We start from the raw sequence: 15688 nt of genomic DNA on the forward strand, positions 1-15688 counted from the left end.
GCTCCTGGAATCGCTGAACGTCTGAGCTGTATCTGCGGGGGAATGGCTCGTCGATTTACGGCACGGCGTCTGCGACCTGCGGGCAGGCCCGTGTCAGGTGCTGATCAGCTCCGGCCCTGTAATCCCGGGAAGAGCGGCCCAGCGCCCACCTCCGGCGTGTGAGCCCGCCGCTGAATGGCGAGCGTCAGCAGGCCCACCACCTCCAGCCGCGTCAGCCCGCCCACGTCCTCCCACGCGGTGAGCCCCAGCCCGCCAATCGAGGGCGGCACCATGCAGCGCGTGGCCGCGGCGTGCGCCTCGCGCCAGGCGGCCACCTCGCGGGGCGGCGCCGGAGGCTGGCCCTCGCCGAAGGGCTGGGCGAGTTGCTCGCGCGTGGCCTCAAAGCGCCACCAGCAGCTTGGCCAGCTCGACCCTGGCAGGGGCTTCATAGACCCACCCACTGCCTCCAGCTTGCCTTGACACCCGCTCAACAACATCGCCAGCATGTGCAAGGGACAAGGTCGCCGCTTTACTGCTTCCTCAAACAACACCGAACCACCGGGATATCATGGCAGCTCCAACTGCATTCCGCTCTCCCTGCGCATCATGCGAGCGAGAAACAAGGCATTCAGTGCTTCATGAAACTATGGATGGGCCGTCTAGCGGAGACGACTATCCAGAGTACATATATTACCAAATCATAAGATGCCTCGGATGCGAGACGATTGCATTTAGGCAACATTCCGAGGACTACGTAACGCCAGGGTACGTCGACGACGAAGGAAACATTCATCCCTCGACAACCACAAACGTCTACCCACGCCTCCTTAAAAACCGACTCAAACCACATTTATACTGGCCTCATCCGATCCCCGAAATAGTCAGGGATATCTACAACGAAACAATCAATGCAACAAAAGAGAATGCGCTAACACTTGCCGGAATAGGATTTCGCGCCATTATCGAAGCAATATGCAATGACCAGAAAATCCACGGCAAAGATCTTCAGCGAAAGATTAATGCCCTTGCCCAGAAAGGCATGATCTCAAAACTAGAGGAGAAGCGCCTTCATGCCATCAGGTTTCTTGGCAATGATGCAGCGCATGACATCAAGCGCCCGTCGCTTGCGTCCATTCAGGTTGTTCTTAAGATCGTAGAACATCTGATTGAAAATATTTACATACTCGACGCGGAAACTCAGAGCAACCTAGAGACGGTCATTGATACATATGACGACTTCAAGGGCGTGCTTGTTGCGAGCATCAAGACTCTCCCTCCGGGGGATGAAAAGCCGCTTACGTCTATTCTTGGCAAGACAATCCGAAGGCTCGTAAATTCGCTGCCGGCCATGGAGAAGCAGTTGACCGCCGATATCAAAGCCGGCGCTTTCCCTGACTTGGGCATGGGGAAAACTGTGTCCATAAAGAATGGCTCACACGTGGTTCAGTACTACATCAAGACCTGAGGCTGGGCGTGGGAAGCTGGCGTGGGAAGCTCTTTTCGCGTCCGTCCGCAGCGAGGCGCAGCCCCCGCCAGACGCCCACCGGGTCCAGAACCAACAACTGGGCGCCTGTGTCGAGCATCCCCTCGGCCAGCTTAGAGGCGCCGTACGTCTTCCCCGCGCCGCGGCGGGCGAGGAAGGCGAACGTCTGCGTCACCGCGTCCAGCGGCAGGTGCAGGTCCTTCGACAGCTCGATGTCCTTCCGCTCACCCACGGGGCGCCCCCTTCCGTGCCCGCCGGGTGACGAGCGCCGGCCGGCCCAGCGTCGCCGCCAGCTCCCCCTCACGCACGACGGTAAGGCGCAGCTCCTCGCACGAGAAGAGGTAGGTGAGGAGGCTGCGGGACGCTGGGTTGTTGGCGTCGCCCATGAGCCGGAGACGCAGGCCGTTGAGCGTCAACGAGAGGGCGTGCCGGCGGTTGCGCTGGTCGCAGATGCGGAAGGGGCGAAGGTGGAAGCCGCTCGCCACAGCGTCCTCGGCGCCGAGCTGGGCGGACTCCTTGGCCACGCCCACCAGCACCTTCTTGGCGCGGACCTGGCCCGCCTCGCGCTCCCGCTTCGCGTCGGCCAGCGCGCGGGCGACATCTTCCAGCAAGGACCGCAGCCACTTGTCGCCCGTGTCCTTGCCCGCGTGCACCGTATCCGTCCGGCGAAGGGTGTCTGCGGGGCATTGCGGAGCTGAGCAGGGCGGGTCATCCCTGGGCGGATGCTGAAGAGAGTCGAGAAGCCGGAGTGGCTGCGGGTCGCTGAGGAGTTCGAGGCCAGCGGGCTGACGCAGCGAGAGTTCGCCGGGCGCCGGGGACTGCGCCTGAGCACGTTGCAGTCGTGGGTCTACCGTCGCCGGCGCCAGGGGAGCGCGGTGGCCGAGCCGCCCGTGCGCTTGCTGCCGGTGCAGGTGAGCCGGGCACCCGCGGCGAGCGCTCCCGGCAGCGTGGAGGTCGTCCTCGTCGGCGGCATGCGGGTGCGAGTCTCCCCGGACGCCGACGTGGACTACGTGGCCCGGTTGGTGGCGGCGCTGGGGCGCACGGCGTGCTGACGCTACCGGCCTCGGTGCGAATCCTGCTGGCCACCTCTCCGGTGGACATGCGCAAGTCGATTGATTGACTCATGGCCCTGGTGCGCACCGCATGGAGCGAGGACGTCTACTCGGGCCACCTCTTCGTCTTCGTCAGCCGGAGGGGCGACCGGGTGAAGGTTCTCACCTTCAGCCGGGGCGGCTTCGTCCTCTACTACAAGCGCCTGGAGACGGGCCGCTTCCGGCTGCCGCTGGTGGGCGCGGACGCCCAGTCGGTGCAGTTGGACGCCACGCAGCTGGCGATGCTGCTGGATGGCATCGACGTCGCCGCGGTGAAGCGCCAGCCTGCTTGGATGCCCCCAGGGCGCACAGGGAGCTGAGCACGTCACGCGGCGAATGCCCTACCGGATGGGTTGTTGAGCCCGGGTGCCCCGAGTCCTCCCCCTCGACCATCACTGCCCCTGGCGCGAAGAAGCCGAGGAGCTCAAGGAGCGCCTCTCTTCGCTGGAGGGGAAGATGGCGGCGCTGGAGCGTCACGTCTTCGGCAGAAGGGCCGAGCGCCTGCCGCCGGTAGCGGCCGAGCTGCGCGAGGAGGCCACGAGCGCGGAGTCGAAGTCCGCGCGCGACGAGGCGGCCCAGAAGAAGCGCCGTGAGCGGGCGGCCCGCAAGGCTCAGGAGTGCCCCACGCGCGAGATTCGGCACGCCGTCCCCGCCGACGAGCGGCACTGCCCGGCGTGCGGCAGCGAGGAATTGAAGCCGGTGGGCAAGGGGCGCACCAGCGAGGTGTACGAGTACATACCGGCGCGCTTCGAGCGACAGGTGCACGTTCGCGAAGTCCTCGGGTGCAAGTGCGGCCAGGTGTTGCCGCGCACCTTTGTTAATGGTCGGGTGATCCGGCTGGTTGATGGCCATCGCCGGAGGCGCGTCTCAGCGCGCCAAGCGGCTTGATGGACATCACGGGCGAGCGCGCAGGCGCTCATCCTCCAGCGCGTCGTGGACAGGCCGAATCCACCGCTCCGCCAGCTCGCGTGACAGCGTCGTCACCCGGCGCGCCTTGGTCTCCGTGTCGTCCTCGAAGGTGAGCACGGGGTTCTTCGCGTCGCGCTCCGCGACGGCGCGCAGGTGTCCGGCCTCCTCCGCCGTGAGCTTCAGGCCGAAGAAGTCCGTGACGATGGCGGCGGCGTCCGTCTGGAGCTGCGTGTAGTTCACCAGCCGCGCCGGGCCCTGGCGCTCCCGGTAGCCGCGCAGCCCCGCCTCGCAGATGCGAGCCAGGACACGTGCGCCGAACTCCTCCAACGGCATGCCCTCCACCGCCACCGGCTCCAGGCCGAGCCGTGCCGGCTCCAGCATCCCCGGCAGCATGTGCGCGCCCCGATGGTTCTGGTGCGAGGCCATCACCTCCACCGGGTCCCGGTAGAGGAACAGCCATGGCACCCCGGGGAAGGCCCGCTGGAGCAGCGGCAGCTCCAGCGCGTGCCACGCGTCCAGCTTGAGGAACACCGCCTCCTCCTCGGGATGGCGCCGCTGGCCGAGCGCGCCCACCACCGCGCGCAGCCACTCGATGCGCTGCTCGTCCGTGACGCCCGGCACGCGCAGGTGCGCCCGCAGCACCGCGTCCACCGGGCCCGCCTCGGACAGGACGATGTGCCGGGGCAGCGCCGCGAGCAACTGCGCCACCAGCGTGGAGCCACAGCGGGACATGTGGAAGACGAGCCCGCGCACAGGCAGCCCCGGCCGCGCCGCGTGCCGCTCCACCAGCGTCTCCAGGGACGTTTGATGGCGGAAGAGCAGGGCGAAGGGGTGGCCCAAACGCCGCTCCAGCGTCTGGTCGAAGAACGGGTCCGTGAAGCGCCGCGTGCCCAGGTGGCACCAGTCCACGCGCAGCCCGCCCTCGGCCTCGTAGATGCGTCCGGGCACCCAGCCGTCCAGACTCACGGGGCCACTCATACCCACCGCTCCCGCCACGTCCGCCGGGCGTCGCGCAGGGCCTCCCGCACGTCCTCGTCCGTGAAGTGGCAGCCCCGCTCGGCGCCGAGCTTCCGCGCCAGCGCGGTGAAGGCCCGCGTGTCCGCTGTCGCCTCCAGCGCCTCCTGGAGGAATGGTTCCTCCAGCACGAGCTGGCGGAACCGCTCGAAGTCATCCGGGAGCGCCATGGCCTCGGCGAAAAGGGCGCGCAGCCAGTCATCCACCACGCAGTCCATCACCAGGTGGACGCGGTCCACGTCGGTGGGGTTCTCCACGCGGTGAGGACGGTTGAAGTCGAGGTACCAGCACTCCCCCGGCCGCATCACCACGCGCTGGCCCGACAGGAAGAAGGCCACATCCGGGTGGGTGGCGATGGGCACGTGGAGCCGCACCTCGCCGTCCTCGAAGCCCAGGTTGTAGTCGGTGTGCTCGCGGATGCGCGCGCCCGCCGCGAGCTTCAGCAGCCTCGCCGAGCCGATGGGGCACCGGAACGCGGCCAGCACCTCGCGAAAGGCGGGGTGGCGCGCGAGCAGCGGCGTGTCCGCGTAGCGCTCCCGGCCCGTGGGGTCCGGGTAGATGCGTCCCTCCTCGCCCCCTATCGAGCGCAGGGGCACGCCGCTCCACTCGCCCTCGTACTCACGTTTGTTGAAGTGCGGCACCCAGGCTTCCGGCGGCAGTCGCGCCAGTTCCTCCTGGAGGCGGGCCGCGTCGAAGCGCAGGGGCAGGCGGAGACGTTCGGGCACGGAGAGCGAGGTCATGCGAGCGACATTCTCGCACGGCCTCACCCCAGGCGCGTCGCCCGGTGTGCCGCCTTCGCGCGGGCCAGCGCCGCCTGGGCCCGGGCGAGGGTGCCGCGTGGGTCCTCCTCGCCCTCCACCTCGACGGCGGCGGACACCACCTCCGGCGCACCGGGCCCGTCCTGGAGCCGGTGACGCACGGCCTCCGTGCCGGCGGCATCCACGCCGGGGAGCACCGCCAGCAGCGTCCCGCCCTCCCAGCGCACCGCGAAGCCCGCCGTTCCGACGAGGTCCGCCAGCCGGCGCGCCACGTCCCGGAGCGCGGCGTCTCCCGCGTCGAAGCCCCGCTCCGCGTTGAGCCGGCCGAGTTCCACCCAATCCACCAGCAGCACGCCGCACGGCACCCCGTCCCGCCGGCAGCGGCCAATCTCCCGCAGCAGCCGCTCCTCGCCCACGCGCCGCGTGTCCAGCCCCGTCAGCGCGTCCACGCGCGATGGCCGCTCCCGCTCGTCACGGGCGGACGGCGCGCCGCCCACGTCCGACAGCGTCAGCATCTGCGCCACGCCCCCGGGCACCGGGAAGGGCCGCGCCACCCACCGCAGCCGCCGCGGCCGCGGACGCTCCAGCGCCAACGTCAGGCGGAAGCCGCGCGAGGACTCGGAGGCCAGGTCCAGCTGCCGCAGCGTGAGCGCCGGGTCCGCCGTCAGCCCCGCCACGTGCTGACAGAAGGCCTCGAAGGTGAGCCCCGAGAGGCGCTCCAGCGGCAGGCCCAGCACATCCGCCAGCGCCGCGTTGCCCGCATGGGGCCGGCGTCCGGGCGCCACCAGCAGCACGGGCGCCTCCAGCGCGCGCACCGCGTCCGCCAGCACCGCCAGCGCCGCCGCCTCCGTGAGGGACGGCTCCGCCCGCACGGCGTCCGGCAAGGCGAGCCGCGCCACCTGCCGCGCGCGGGCCCGCTGCTCCAGGTCGCCGGCCACGCGCCGGGCCAGCTCGCGCAGGGCCGCCAGGTCCTCGGCGCCCAGGACGAGGGGGCGTGTGTCGATGACGCACAGCGAGCCCAGCACCTCGCCGGCGGACGTCACCAGCGGCGCCCCGGCGTAGCTGCCGACGATGCCATCGCGCACCAGCGGGTTGTCGCGAAACACCGGGTGGCGCGCGGCGTCCGGCACCACCAGCGACTCGTGGCCCTGCACCACGTGGTGGCAGAAGGACCAGTCCCTCGGCGTCTGCCGCGCCTTCGCGAGCGACGGCGGCAGGCCCACGTGCGCCTTGAACCACTGACGGTCTCCCAGCACCAGCGACAGCAGCGCCACCGGCACGCCGAACGCCTGCGCCACCTCGGAGACCAGCTCCTGCAGCTCCGCCTCCGGCGGCCCTTCGTCCACCAGCCGCATCGCGTCGATGCGCGCCAGCCGCTGGTGCTCGTGCTCGGGCGCCGGCTCGGCCGGAGCGGGGAGGGTGGCCCGCTGGCCGGCCAGCACCCGCCGCACCGTGTCCCGCACCAGCTCCGGCGAGGCCCGGCGGCTCAGCAGCGCCTCGATGCCCAGCACGTCCTTGAGCTGCCAGGCGCGCACGCGCAGCTCGTCGAAGGCCGTCACCACCACCACGCGGGTACCAGTGGAGTCCGGACGCTCACGCAGCCACGACAGCAGCGCGAAGCCGTCCACCCGCGGCAGCACCAGGTCCGTGACGAGCAGCGTGGGCGCGCCGCGCTGGCGCACCACCTCCTGCGCCTCCGCGCCGTCACGCGCCGTCGCTCCCTCCAGCCCCTCCGCCGCGAGCAGCGAGAGGAGTCCGGCGGCGCGAGCGGGGTCGGGCTCGGTGATGAGCGCGTACGAGGCCATGTCCGTGAGATGCTGCCACGGATACCCGGTTGCCAAAGCCCCCGTACGAGCAGGCAGGCTTTTTCCGTCCCCGGGTTACTTGAGTTTCACGACAACACGGAATCACTGCCCGCTGCCGGGCGGCGGCTCCGGGGGGACGGGGGCGGCGAGCGACCCCGAGGCGCCCTGGGGGTAGCGGACGAACAGGCGCCGGAGGGCATCGCGCTGCCTGCCCAGCTCTTCCCCGCGCGCCACGGCATCCACGGCCAGCATCAGCCCCAGTCCCGCCCACGCGGGGAGCAGGGGCAGCACCCAGCCCACGTCCGCGGCCAGCCAGCCCACCAGCGCCAGGTGCACGAGCCCCAGCGACAGCGCCGCCCACAGCACCCCGCCAAGCGTGCGAGCCCGCCGGCCGAGCAGCGCGAAGGCCAGCAGCACCACCGCCGTCTCCAGCACGCCCGCTCCGGCCACGAGTCCGGACGAGCGCAGCAGCCGGTACGAGCGGAGGTTGTCCAGCGCGAAGGCGTGAATCTCCACGCCGGGCACGGCCACCTGTCCCGGCAGCGTGCTCTGCCCGTGCAGCCCCATCGCGGTGACACCCACGAAGACCGTCTTCCCGCGCAGCGCGAGGTCCAGTCCCACCGAGCCCGGGTCCGCGTGCAGCACGTCCGCCAGGCTCACCCGGGGCATCCAGTCCGGCGAGGGCAGCCGCATCAGCGGAGCGCCCTCATCCGTGGCCGCCAGGGCCATCAGCGACTCGGCCCGCTCGGGCATCAGGTACAGCGCGGTGGCGAGCGCGAGCGAGGGCCACGTCCTTCCCCCCACGTCCACCACGTAGGGGTAGCGGCGGATGACGCCGTCGCCGTCCACCAGCATGTTGAGGGTGCCGCTGCCCCGCGCCGCCATGCGCAGCGGGGCGATGCTGCCCGCCATGGAGCGGGCCTGGAGCCGCGGCGTGGTGCCGGCCAGCGACAGGGGCGTGCCGAGCGCCCCGTCGTCGTCCAGGGGCGTCATCGCCGGCACGTCGTCCGTCAGCGCCGCGGCGCCGAGGATGACGCCGCCGCCCTCGGAGAGCGCCTCGGCCAGCCGGGCATCGCCGTCCCGCGCGTGCAGCTTCGCCTCCAGGTCCGCCGCGAGCGCCGCGCCCGCGGGCTGCTCCGCGAGGCCGGAAGCGCGCAGGGCCTCCAGCACGTCCTCGCCCAGCTCCAGCGCGTCGCGGGAGCCGGGCTGGTCGAAGATGATGTCCACGGCCACGGCCGCGGGCCGCTGCGCCGCCAGGGCTCGGAAGGCCCGGGCCCACGTCGCGCGCGACAGCGGCCACCGCTCGCCGAGCGCGGCCAGCGCGCGGTCATCCACCTCCACCAGCACCAGGTCCGCGCTCCGAGGCACCTCGGGCAGCAGCCGGCTCACGGCCTGGTCATAGAGGCCGCGCTCCAGGAAGCCGGGCGCGCCGCCCCTCACCGCGGTCACCCCCGCGAGCGCCACGCCCACCAGGGCCCCCAGGGCCCGGAGGAGGGTGAGGCGTCGCGGGTGGGAGGCGCGGACGGGCTCGGTGGCAGCGGGGGGGCTCATGCGGACGGAACTCAGGGGCGAACGTCAAAAGCGAAAATCTTCGAGGGGAAGCCGACGAAGCCGTCCGCGTCCACGGCCAGCACGCGCCAGAACCACTTGCCCTCGCCCAGGTCCGGCACCTCCAGCTCCGCGCCGCGGGCCTCGTAGGTGCGCACGCCCGCGGCGAAGTCCGCCGTGCGCGCCACCTCCACCCGGTACCTCCGCGCGCCGCTCACGGACGCCCACGTCAGCCTCGGCGCCACCGGGAAGGTGCCATCGCGCGGGTCCACCATCGTCGGCGCCACCAGCAGCGGGCGCGGCGGCTCGGGCGGGCCCTCGGGCAGCGCCCGCGAGCCGTAGCCCCCGACGACGTCCAGGTCGCCCTTCTTGGCGATGAACCCCACCCGGCCCTCCAGCGTCTCCAGCCGGGTGACGCCGTCCTCCTGCGCCGTGAAGCGGAACTGCGTGCCGCGCACACCGGCCACCGCGCCGCGCGTGCGCACCTCGAAGACGGAGCCATCGCCGCCAGCCGCCACGCGCGTCTCCACCGTGCCCTTCAGCAGCTCCAACTGCACCTTGCGCCGCAGGTTGGCCATCAGCTCCAGGGTGCCCAGCCGCACCAGGCTGTCCGCCAGCACCCGCACCGTGCTGCCGTCCGCGAGCACCAGCTCCGCGTGCGCGCCCGGACCGGTGAGCAGCAGCTCGCCCGTGTACAGCGCGTCACCCATCGTCCGCGGCCGCAGCTCCGCCTGGGCGGGGCCCGCGGACACGTCGCCGCTGGCCGCCCGCACGCGCGCCACCGCCGGCTGCGCGGGCCGCTCCACGTAGGCGAGCTGAAGCTGCCCGGGCTCGCCCGGCACGGCCGGAGGCGCCACCGCCGACACCCGCGTGCGCGGCACGCCCGCGGCCACCAGCACCTCCGCCGCCGCCTTCGCCACCGCGATGCCCTGGCCGTCCAGCCGCTCCGCGTCCGGCAGCCGCGCCGCCAGCGTCACCGAGCGGATGGCCGGCCTCGCCTGGAGCGCCGCCGCCACGTGCTGGAGGCAGGCCTCCGTCTCCGGGCCCTTCGGGGCGAGCGGCCGGCCCGTCACGATGCGGCCGCCCTCGAAGCGCACGCCGCCACAGGGCTCCCCGGTGTCCGCCGCCAGGGCGGGGGGGGCCACGAGCCCCAGCACCATCATCCACGCAGCAGCGCGCTTCACGGCGTGCCTCCCTTCGCCGATGGCTCGGCGACCTTCACGATGGTGAACTCCACGCGCCGGTTGTTCTCACGCCCCTTCGGCGTCGCGTTGGTGTCCACCGGCTTCGACTCCCCGTGGCCCACCGCCTCCAGGCGCTCCGGCATGATGCCCTCCTTCACGAGGAAGGCACGCACGGTGTTGGCGCGGCGCTGCGACAGGTCCAGGTTGCTCTCCTCGGCCCCCTGGTCGTCCGTATGGCCCTCCACGCGCACCAGCAGCAGCTGGGGATTGGCCTTCAGCACCGAGACCACCTGCCGCAGCAGCGGGAAGGAGCGCTCGAGGAGGACGTCCTGGCCCGTGGCGAAGTAGACCTTGTCCAGGATGACGATGCGCGAGCCGGTCACCTGCACCTGCGACGCGCCCTCGTCCGGGCACCCGTCCTCATCCTTCACGCCGTTGATGACCTCGGCCTCCAGCGGGCACGCATCCGCCGCGTCCGCCAGCCCGTCCTGGTCGTTGTCCGTCTCCGGGCAGCCATCCGCGTCCTCGAAGCCGTCCACGTCCTCGGCCACGGTGGGGCAGCGGTCCTCCGCGTCCGGCAGTCCGTCTCCGTCCGTGTCGGCGGGGGGAGGCGGCAGCGCCAGCGGCGCCGGAGCCTCGCCGGGCTGGCCATGGGTGGCCACCGGCTGCCACGCATCGGGGTCGTCCGGGCAGCCATCCGCGTCCAGGTACCCGTTGAACGTCTCCGGCTCGCCGGGGCACACGTCCGGGCCGTCGAGGATGCCGTCGCCGTCATCGTCCGGGTCGAGGCAGCCGTCGTCGTCCTGGAAGCCGTCGAAGTCCTCGGGCCCCGCCGCGCAGGCCGCGGCGAAGGGGGAGCGAGGCGTCCCGGCCGCCGGCGCGGACGAGGCCCACGACAGCCCCGCGAGCACGCGGAAGCCCGGCGTGCCATAGCCGCGCGAGAGGCCCGGCCCGGCGCCCACGTGCGCGCTCAGCCCCTGCCGGAAGCGGTACTTCAGCGCGCCGAGCACCTCCAGCGGGCGCTCCTCGGTGTCCGTCTCCTTCAGGCCCAGCGCGCCCGCCAGCGTGGCCTCCGCGGACAGCGCCTGTGTCAGCGGCACCTCCGCGCCCACGCCGTACGCCACCTCGTTGCCCACGCGCAGGTTGCGCATGAGCACCTCGGGCCGCAGGTTGAGGCCCACGTTGGCCAGCAGGCGCACGGACGTGCCGGCCCACTCGGCCACGAAGCGCGGCTGGAAGGTCATGTCGTCCGCGCCCAGGAACTTCGAGCCGCCCGAGGTGGGCAGCGTCACCGGCGCCGCGACGGCCAGGTGCAGGCCATTGCCGGTGGACAGCAGCCGCACCTTGGGCACCAGCCGCAGGTCGCCCACGCCCGTGGCCTTCACGCCGTTGGCGAACGTGGGGGAGATGGAGCCGGCCGGCTCGGACGTCGTGGTGGAGAGGGGCAGCGACACGCCCAGCTCCAACCGGTCGAAGAGGGCGACGGCGCCCATCAAGTCCACCGTGAACTGGCTGTCCACGACGCGGTAGAGGAACGCGTCCTCGCGCGGGTTCACCACGTTGAGCGGGTTGTCCGCGTAGTTGAGCGACAGCCCCAGGTTCCAGGCCTGGTGCGGCGCCACGCGCGCGCCGTGCAGGGCGAGCACGTCATACGCGCCCGGCCCCGGCTTGTACTGCTGCACGTCGATGCCCAGGGACGTTATCGGCTGGGCCAGGGCCGCGCCGGGAAGCGCCACCGCCATCACCAGCCCGGCCACCCACGCCGACAGCCGCCCGCGCAGCCTCGCCGCGAACGAGGCGATGGAGCCCGGGCCCGTGGGCATGAAGAAGTCGTCGTCCCCGTCGGGAGAGGGCGCCTCACCGGCGCCGTCCGCTGCGGGCTCGGTGGCCTTGGGGGCCTCTTCCCAGGTGTCCTGCGTACCGTTGCAAGTCATGTCATCGCGCCGCGGTGAGGAGTTCGGAGACGTGCCGGGCCAGGTCCGGCAGGGGCTGCGGCTTGGGCAGCACCAGGTCCACGCCGAGCGCCCGGGCCCGTGAGGAGATTTCCTGCGTGGCGAAGGCCGTCAGTAGCACCACCCGCGTCTCCGGCGCGAAGCGGCGCACGAAGTCCGCCAGCAGCAGCCCTTCCTCGGACTGCGTGCCGCTCAGCCGCAGGTCGCTGATGACCAGGTCGTACCGGCCCGTCGTCATCAGCCCCAGCGCCTCGTCCAGCGCCCGCGCCGAGTCCACGCGGTAGCCCGCGCTGGTGAAGAACTGCCCCAACACCCAGCACAGGGAGGACTCATCATCGACAATCAGCAGGTTCTGGGGGTTCTCGGGGGTCTGGGCCACGCCGTGGACATGAGCAAGCCCGGGGCCAGAAGGCGGCTCGGCACCGGGTCCAGGAAATTCCGGGGGATTCACGGACGCCCCTGGCCGCCTGTCCAGCTTACGGATCCGGTTTCTGGAATCCGGATTTATTGATGCCCAAACGTTTCAACCGCTCATAAAGCGAGGAGCGGGGGATGCCGAGGCGGGCGGCGGCGCGCTCCACGTGGCCATTCTCGCGGCGCAGGACGCGCTCGATGTGGCGGCGCTCCAGCTCCTCCAGGGTGAGGTCCTCCTCGGCGGCGGCGGCATCGGCGACGGCCTCGAAGCGCAGGTCGCCCCGGGACAGGGGGCCTCCGCCGGACAGGAGCATGGCGCGCTCCAGCACGTTGCGCAGCTCGCGGATGTTGCCGGGCCAGGGGTAGCGCACCAGGGCGGCCTCGGCGTCCGGCTGCAGGTCCACGCCGCCGCGGCCGCGCTCGCTGCCGAGGTCGGCGAGGAAGCGCCGGGCGATGACGGGGATGTCCTCGGGGCGCTCGCGCAGCGCGGGCACGTGGAGGATGAGGGTGCTGATGCGGAAGTAGAGGTCGCTGCGGAAGCGCTTCTCGCGCGCGGCGGCGCCCAAATCCTGGTGCGTGGCCGCGATGAGGCGCACGTCCACGCGCCTGTCCCGCACGTCGCCCAGCCGCCGGAAGCGCTGCTCCTCCAGCACCTTGAGGAGCTTGGGCTGGACGGCCACGTCCATGTCGCCAATCTCGTCCAGGAAGAGGGTGCCCTGGTCGGCGACCTCCAGGAGGCCCTGCTTGGCGGTGACGGCGCCGGTGAAGGCGCCCTTCTCGTGGCCGAACAGCTCCGAGTCCAAGAGTTCCTTGGAGAGCGCCGCGCAGTTGAGGTCCACGAAGGGCGCGTCCGCGCGGGGGCCGCCCTCGTGCAGCCAGCGGGCGAGCACGCTCTTGCCGCTGCCCGTCTCGCCGGTGATGAGCACCGGGCTGTCGCTGTGGACGACGCGCTCGGCCTGGGACTGGAGGGCGCGGATGGCGGGGCTGTTGCCCAGGAAGGGATTCACGGTGGCGCGCGCGGTGCGCGAGCGGTCCGCGCGCTGCCGCTGCCGCTCGCGGCGCTGGGCCACCAGCCGCTCCAGCACCACCTTGAGGACGCTCAGCTCCACGGGCTTGGTGAGGAACTGCTCGGCGCCTTCCTTCACGGCCTGCACCGCCAGCTCAATCGAGCCATGGCCGGTGAGGACCACCAGCGGCACCGAGGCGTCGATGTCCTTGAGGCGCGGCAACAGCTCCAGCGCGGTGCCGTCCGTGAGGCGGTAGTCCACGACGGCCACGTCCGGGCGCGTGGTGCGGAAGGCCTCCTGCGCCTCGGCGAGCGAGGTGGCCTCGTCCACGTCGAACCCCTGGGCCGTGAGGTAGCCCCTCATGCCCAGCCGGATGCCGGGCTCGTCGTCGACGAGGAGGATTCGGGTGCGCGTCATGAGGCCAGCGAGTCTACGGGCTGCGAGGCGGGAGGCGAGGAAACGGCGGGCAGCAGCAACGTGACTTCCGCGCCGCCCTCAGGGGAATTGCGTAGGCGGATGAGGCCCTGGTGCTCCTCGAGGATGCGCTGGACGATGGACAGGCCCAGGCCGGTGCCGCCGCGGCGCTTGCTGAAGAAGGGCTCGAAGACGTGGGGCAGGTCCTCCTCGCGGAAGCCGGGCCCGCCGTCGTGCACGGTGCAGCGCACCCAGGCGCGGCCCGCCTCCTCCACGGCCTCGGTGGCCACGCGCACGGTGCTGCCCGGGGGCGAGTGCTGCACGGCGTTCTCCACCACGTTGCGGAAGACGTGGAACAGCCGCCGCGAGTCCATGCGCACCGGCGGAAGCTGGGGCGCCAGCTCGCGCACCACGGCCACGCCGGCCTGCTCCCCGGCGAGCGTGCACGCGGACAGGGCGTCCTCGACGACGGGGCGCACGGGGCCCTCCACCCACTCGCCGCGGGTGGGCCGGCCGTACTCGAACAGCTCCTGCGTGAGGTGGTTGAGGCGCTTCACCTCGCCGCGCAGCACGTCCAGGTACGGCGTGAGCTCCGCGCGCTGGCCGAACGTCGCGTCCACCGCGTCCACCACCGCGGAGATGGAGAAGAGGGGGTTGCGCACCTCGTGGGCCACGCCGGCGACGATGGCGCCCATGACGGCCATGGTTTCGTTGCGGCGCAGGCTGGCCTGCAGCTCCAGGAGGTGCGTCACCTCGGTGGCCACGAGGATGATGCGCGAGTCCTCGCCGCCGGCCTCGTCCACCCACGCCGCGGACACCTCCCAGGTACGGTGCGACCGCGGGTCCGTCACCTCGCGGGTGGCGCTGCCACGGGTGCGGCGCAGCTCCTCGACGAGGGACAGGGCGCAGGCGCGCAGCGGCGTCATGGGCGCGGTGGGCAGCGGCTGGCCGGACGGGTCCAGGCCGTCGAAGAGGGCGAGCCCGGCCGCGTTGAGGCGCTGGATGGTGGTGTCCGGGCCGAGGACGATGAGGGGCGAGGTGACGGCGTCGAAGGTGCGGCGCCATTCCTGGGCGGAGCGGCGGAAGCTCTCATGGAGGCGCTGGCGCAGGTCGTCCGCGAGGCGCCGGTCGGTGACGTCGGTGACGACGCAGCCCACGTGCAGCTCGCCCTGGGCGTCCGGGGCGGAGGCGGCGGCGCGGCTGCGGACCCAGCGCACGCGGCCGTCGGCGCAGATGAGGCGGTGCTCCAGCTCCACCTCGGCGCCGGGGGCGAGCCCCTCGATGGCGGCGCGGTAGCGGGCGCGGTCCTCGGGGTGGATCATCTCGGCCCAGAGGGGCGGGGGCCCTCCGTCGGAGCTGGCGCGGGTGAAGGCGGAGGCGGGGTAGCCGGTGGTGCGCTCGATGACGGGGGTGCAGTAGAAGTCGCCCAGCACGCCGCCGCGCAGCTTGCCGCCCCAGAGGTAGTCCGGCAGCGAGCGGGTGAGGACGTCCAGGCGGCCCTCGTGTTCCTGGAGGCTCTGCTCGGCGCGCATGCGCTCGGTGAGTTCGGAGAGGGCGGCGATGACGCCGAGCACCTCGCCGCCGGGGCCGCGCACGCGCGAGTAGGAGCCGAACCAGACGCGGGGCTCGCCGGGAGCAGCGGGGGTCTCCACCTGGAGGCAGGTGTCCTGGATGGGGGCGTCGGTCTCCAGGGCGCGCTGGAGGCGCGGGGCGAGGAGGCGGCCCAACTCGGGCATCACCGCGGTGACGTGGTGGCCGAGGTGGTGGGAGACGGGCAGGCCGTTCATCGCGGCGAGGGCGGCGTTGACGTGGACGTAGCGCAGGTCGCGGTCGAAGAAGGCGAAGCCCACGGGGGTGACGTCCATGACGGCCTCGCGCAGGGCGCTGGCCTCGCCGGCGGTGCGCAGCACAGCCTCGCGCTCGTGGCGGGCGCGGCCCTGGGCGCGGGCCCACAGCAGGGCCAGGGTGCCGGTGGTGACGAGGACGAGGCCGGAGGGGAGGAAGACGCGCGACAGGGCGCTCTCGGTGCCCAGGCGCCAGCTGACCCACGCGAAGAGGGCGGCGAGGCCCGTGGCGGCGAGGACGGCGAGCGCGAGCTGGGAGCGGGAGGGGGACTCGGTCATGAAGGGG

General features: G+C 72.2%; 16 protein-coding genes. 4 read left to right on the top strand and 12 right to left on the bottom strand.

Translation table 11 applies throughout. The annotated features are described in order from the left end of the window. Nucleotides 1-104: 104 nt before the first annotated feature. Nucleotides 105-428 (bottom strand): hypothetical protein, encoded by a 324-nt coding sequence (locus HG543_RS15055; protein WP_169345449.1) that lies wholly within the window; start codon nucleotides 426-428, stop codon nucleotides 105-107. 119 nt (nucleotides 429-547) lie between these two features. Here HG543_RS15055 and HG543_RS15060 point away from each other — a divergent pair, with 119 nt between their 5' ends. After that, a complete protein-coding gene (locus HG543_RS15060; RefSeq protein WP_169345450.1) occupies nucleotides 548-1444 on the top strand; it encodes a DUF4145 domain-containing protein in 897 nt (298 codons plus the stop codon). Here the strand turns inward: HG543_RS15060 and HG543_RS15065 are convergent. Both HG543_RS15065 and HG543_RS15070 read right to left on the bottom strand, forming a co-directional pair. Further along, the gene (locus HG543_RS15065) at nucleotides 1434-1694 is read right to left on the bottom strand and encodes a helicase HerA domain-containing protein (RefSeq protein WP_169345451.1); all 261 of its coding nucleotides are present in this window, start codon (nucleotides 1692-1694) and stop codon (nucleotides 1434-1436) included. The two genes, HG543_RS15060 and HG543_RS15065, sit on opposite strands and share 11 nt — an antisense overlap. Continuing rightward, nucleotides 1687-2115 (bottom strand): hypothetical protein, encoded by a 429-nt coding sequence (locus tag HG543_RS15070; RefSeq protein WP_169345452.1) that lies wholly within the window; start codon nucleotides 2113-2115, stop codon nucleotides 1687-1689. The genes HG543_RS15065 and HG543_RS15070 overlap by 8 nt, the downstream gene beginning before the upstream one ends. 69 nt (nucleotides 2116-2184) lie before the next feature. On the opposite strand from HG543_RS15070, the gene tnpA reads away from it, so the two are divergent. The 3 genes from tnpA to HG543_RS15085 all read left to right on the top strand — a co-directional run bounded on the left by tnpA (nucleotide 2185) and on the right by HG543_RS15085 (nucleotide 3441). Then, on the top strand, nucleotides 2185-2514 hold the full coding sequence (gene tnpA / locus HG543_RS15075) for an IS66 family insertion sequence element accessory protein TnpA (RefSeq protein ID WP_169345453.1): 330 nt from the start codon (nucleotides 2185-2187) through the stop codon (nucleotides 2512-2514). 71 nt (nucleotides 2515-2585) lie between these two features. Continuing rightward, nucleotides 2586-2873, top strand: a complete 288-nt coding sequence (gene tnpB / locus HG543_RS15080) for an IS66 family insertion sequence element accessory protein TnpB (RefSeq protein WP_211193938.1) — start codon at nucleotides 2586-2588, stop codon at nucleotides 2871-2873. Between the two features lie 46 nt (nucleotides 2874-2919). After that, nucleotides 2920-3441: an IS66 family transposase zinc-finger binding domain-containing protein gene (locus HG543_RS15085; RefSeq protein ID WP_169345454.1), complete on the top strand. Its 522-nt coding sequence runs from the start codon at nucleotides 2920-2922 to the stop codon at nucleotides 3439-3441. 6 nt (nucleotides 3442-3447) lie between these two features. On the opposite strand, the gene HG543_RS15090 is transcribed toward HG543_RS15085, so the two are convergent. The 9 genes from HG543_RS15090 to HG543_RS15130 all read right to left on the bottom strand — a co-directional run bounded on the left by HG543_RS15090 (nucleotide 3448) and on the right by HG543_RS15130 (nucleotide 15681). Further along, nucleotides 3448-4440 (bottom strand): sulfotransferase family protein, encoded by a 993-nt coding sequence (locus HG543_RS15090; RefSeq protein WP_169345455.1) that lies wholly within the window; start codon nucleotides 4438-4440, stop codon nucleotides 3448-3450. Continuing rightward, nucleotides 4437-5216: an aspartyl/asparaginyl beta-hydroxylase domain-containing protein gene (locus HG543_RS15095; protein ID WP_246357028.1), complete on the bottom strand. Its 780-nt coding sequence runs from the start codon at nucleotides 5214-5216 to the stop codon at nucleotides 4437-4439. Before HG543_RS15095 ends, HG543_RS15090 begins: the two co-directional genes overlap by 4 nt. A gap of 23 nt (nucleotides 5217-5239) precedes the next feature. Continuing rightward, complete coding sequence (locus HG543_RS56320) at nucleotides 5240-7039, bottom strand: diguanylate cyclase domain-containing protein (protein WP_169345456.1); 1800 nt, start codon at nucleotides 7037-7039, stop codon at nucleotides 5240-5242. A gap of 102 nt (nucleotides 7040-7141) precedes the next feature. Continuing rightward, complete coding sequence (locus HG543_RS15105) at nucleotides 7142-8590, bottom strand: CHASE2 domain-containing protein (RefSeq protein WP_169345457.1); 1449 nt, start codon at nucleotides 8588-8590, stop codon at nucleotides 7142-7144. Nucleotides 8591-8601: 11 nt separating this feature from the next. Then, a complete protein-coding gene (locus HG543_RS15110; RefSeq protein WP_169345458.1) occupies nucleotides 8602-9771 on the bottom strand; it encodes a FecR domain-containing protein in 1170 nt (389 codons plus the stop codon). Next, nucleotides 9768-11705, bottom strand: coding sequence for an OmpA family protein (locus tag HG543_RS15115; protein ID WP_246357029.1), 1938 nt, complete (start codon nucleotides 11703-11705; stop codon nucleotides 9768-9770). The genes HG543_RS15110 and HG543_RS15115 overlap by 4 nt, the downstream gene beginning before the upstream one ends. Nucleotide 11706: 1 nt before the next feature. Further along, the gene (locus tag HG543_RS15120) at nucleotides 11707-12102 is read right to left on the bottom strand and encodes a response regulator (RefSeq protein WP_169345459.1); all 396 of its coding nucleotides are present in this window, start codon (nucleotides 12100-12102) and stop codon (nucleotides 11707-11709) included. Between the two features lie 97 nt (nucleotides 12103-12199). After that, complete coding sequence (locus HG543_RS15125) at nucleotides 12200-13561, bottom strand: sigma-54-dependent transcriptional regulator (protein ID WP_169345460.1); 1362 nt, start codon at nucleotides 13559-13561, stop codon at nucleotides 12200-12202. Then, on the bottom strand, nucleotides 13558-15681 hold the full coding sequence (locus HG543_RS15130; protein WP_169345466.1) for a PAS domain-containing sensor histidine kinase: 2124 nt from the start codon (nucleotides 15679-15681) through the stop codon (nucleotides 13558-13560). The genes HG543_RS15125 and HG543_RS15130 overlap by 4 nt, the downstream gene beginning before the upstream one ends. Nucleotides 15682-15688 lie beyond the last annotated feature (7 nt).

The organism is Pyxidicoccus fallax (assembly GCF_012933655.1).
GTDB classification, from domain to species: domain Bacteria; phylum Myxococcota; class Myxococcia; order Myxococcales; family Myxococcaceae; genus Myxococcus; species Myxococcus fallax.

Coding starts and splice junctions, on each gene's coding strand:
- HG543_RS15055 (WP_169345449.1), bottom strand. CDS start 428: ATGAAGCCCCTGCCAGGGTCGAGCTGGCCAAGCTGCTGGTGGCGCTTT.
- HG543_RS15060 (WP_169345450.1), top strand. CDS start 548: ATGGCAGCTCCAACTGCATTCCGCTCTCCCTGCGCATCATGCGAGCGA.
- tnpA (WP_169345453.1), top strand. CDS start 2,185: ATGCTGAAGAGAGTCGAGAAGCCGGAGTGGCTGCGGGTCGCTGAGGAG.
- tnpB (WP_211193938.1), top strand. CDS start 2,586: ATGGCCCTGGTGCGCACCGCATGGAGCGAGGACGTCTACTCGGGCCAC.
- HG543_RS15090 (WP_169345455.1), bottom strand. CDS start 4,440: ATGAGTGGCCCCGTGAGTCTGGACGGCTGGGTGCCCGGACGCATCTAC.
- HG543_RS15095 (WP_246357028.1), bottom strand. CDS start 5,216: ATGACCTCGCTCTCCGTGCCCGAACGTCTCCGCCTGCCCCTGCGCTTC.
- HG543_RS56320 (WP_169345456.1), bottom strand. CDS start 7,039: ATGGCCTCGTACGCGCTCATCACCGAGCCCGACCCCGCTCGCGCCGCC.
- HG543_RS15105 (WP_169345457.1), bottom strand. CDS start 8,590: ATGAGCCCCCCCGCTGCCACCGAGCCCGTCCGCGCCTCCCACCCGCGA.
- HG543_RS15115 (WP_246357029.1), bottom strand. CDS start 11,705: ATGACTTGCAACGGTACGCAGGACACCTGGGAAGAGGCCCCCAAGGCC.
- HG543_RS15125 (WP_169345460.1), bottom strand. CDS start 13,561: ATGACGCGCACCCGAATCCTCCTCGTCGACGACGAGCCCGGCATCCGG.
- HG543_RS15130 (WP_169345466.1), bottom strand. CDS start 15,681: ATGACCGAGTCCCCCTCCCGCTCCCAGCTCGCGCTCGCCGTCCTCGCC.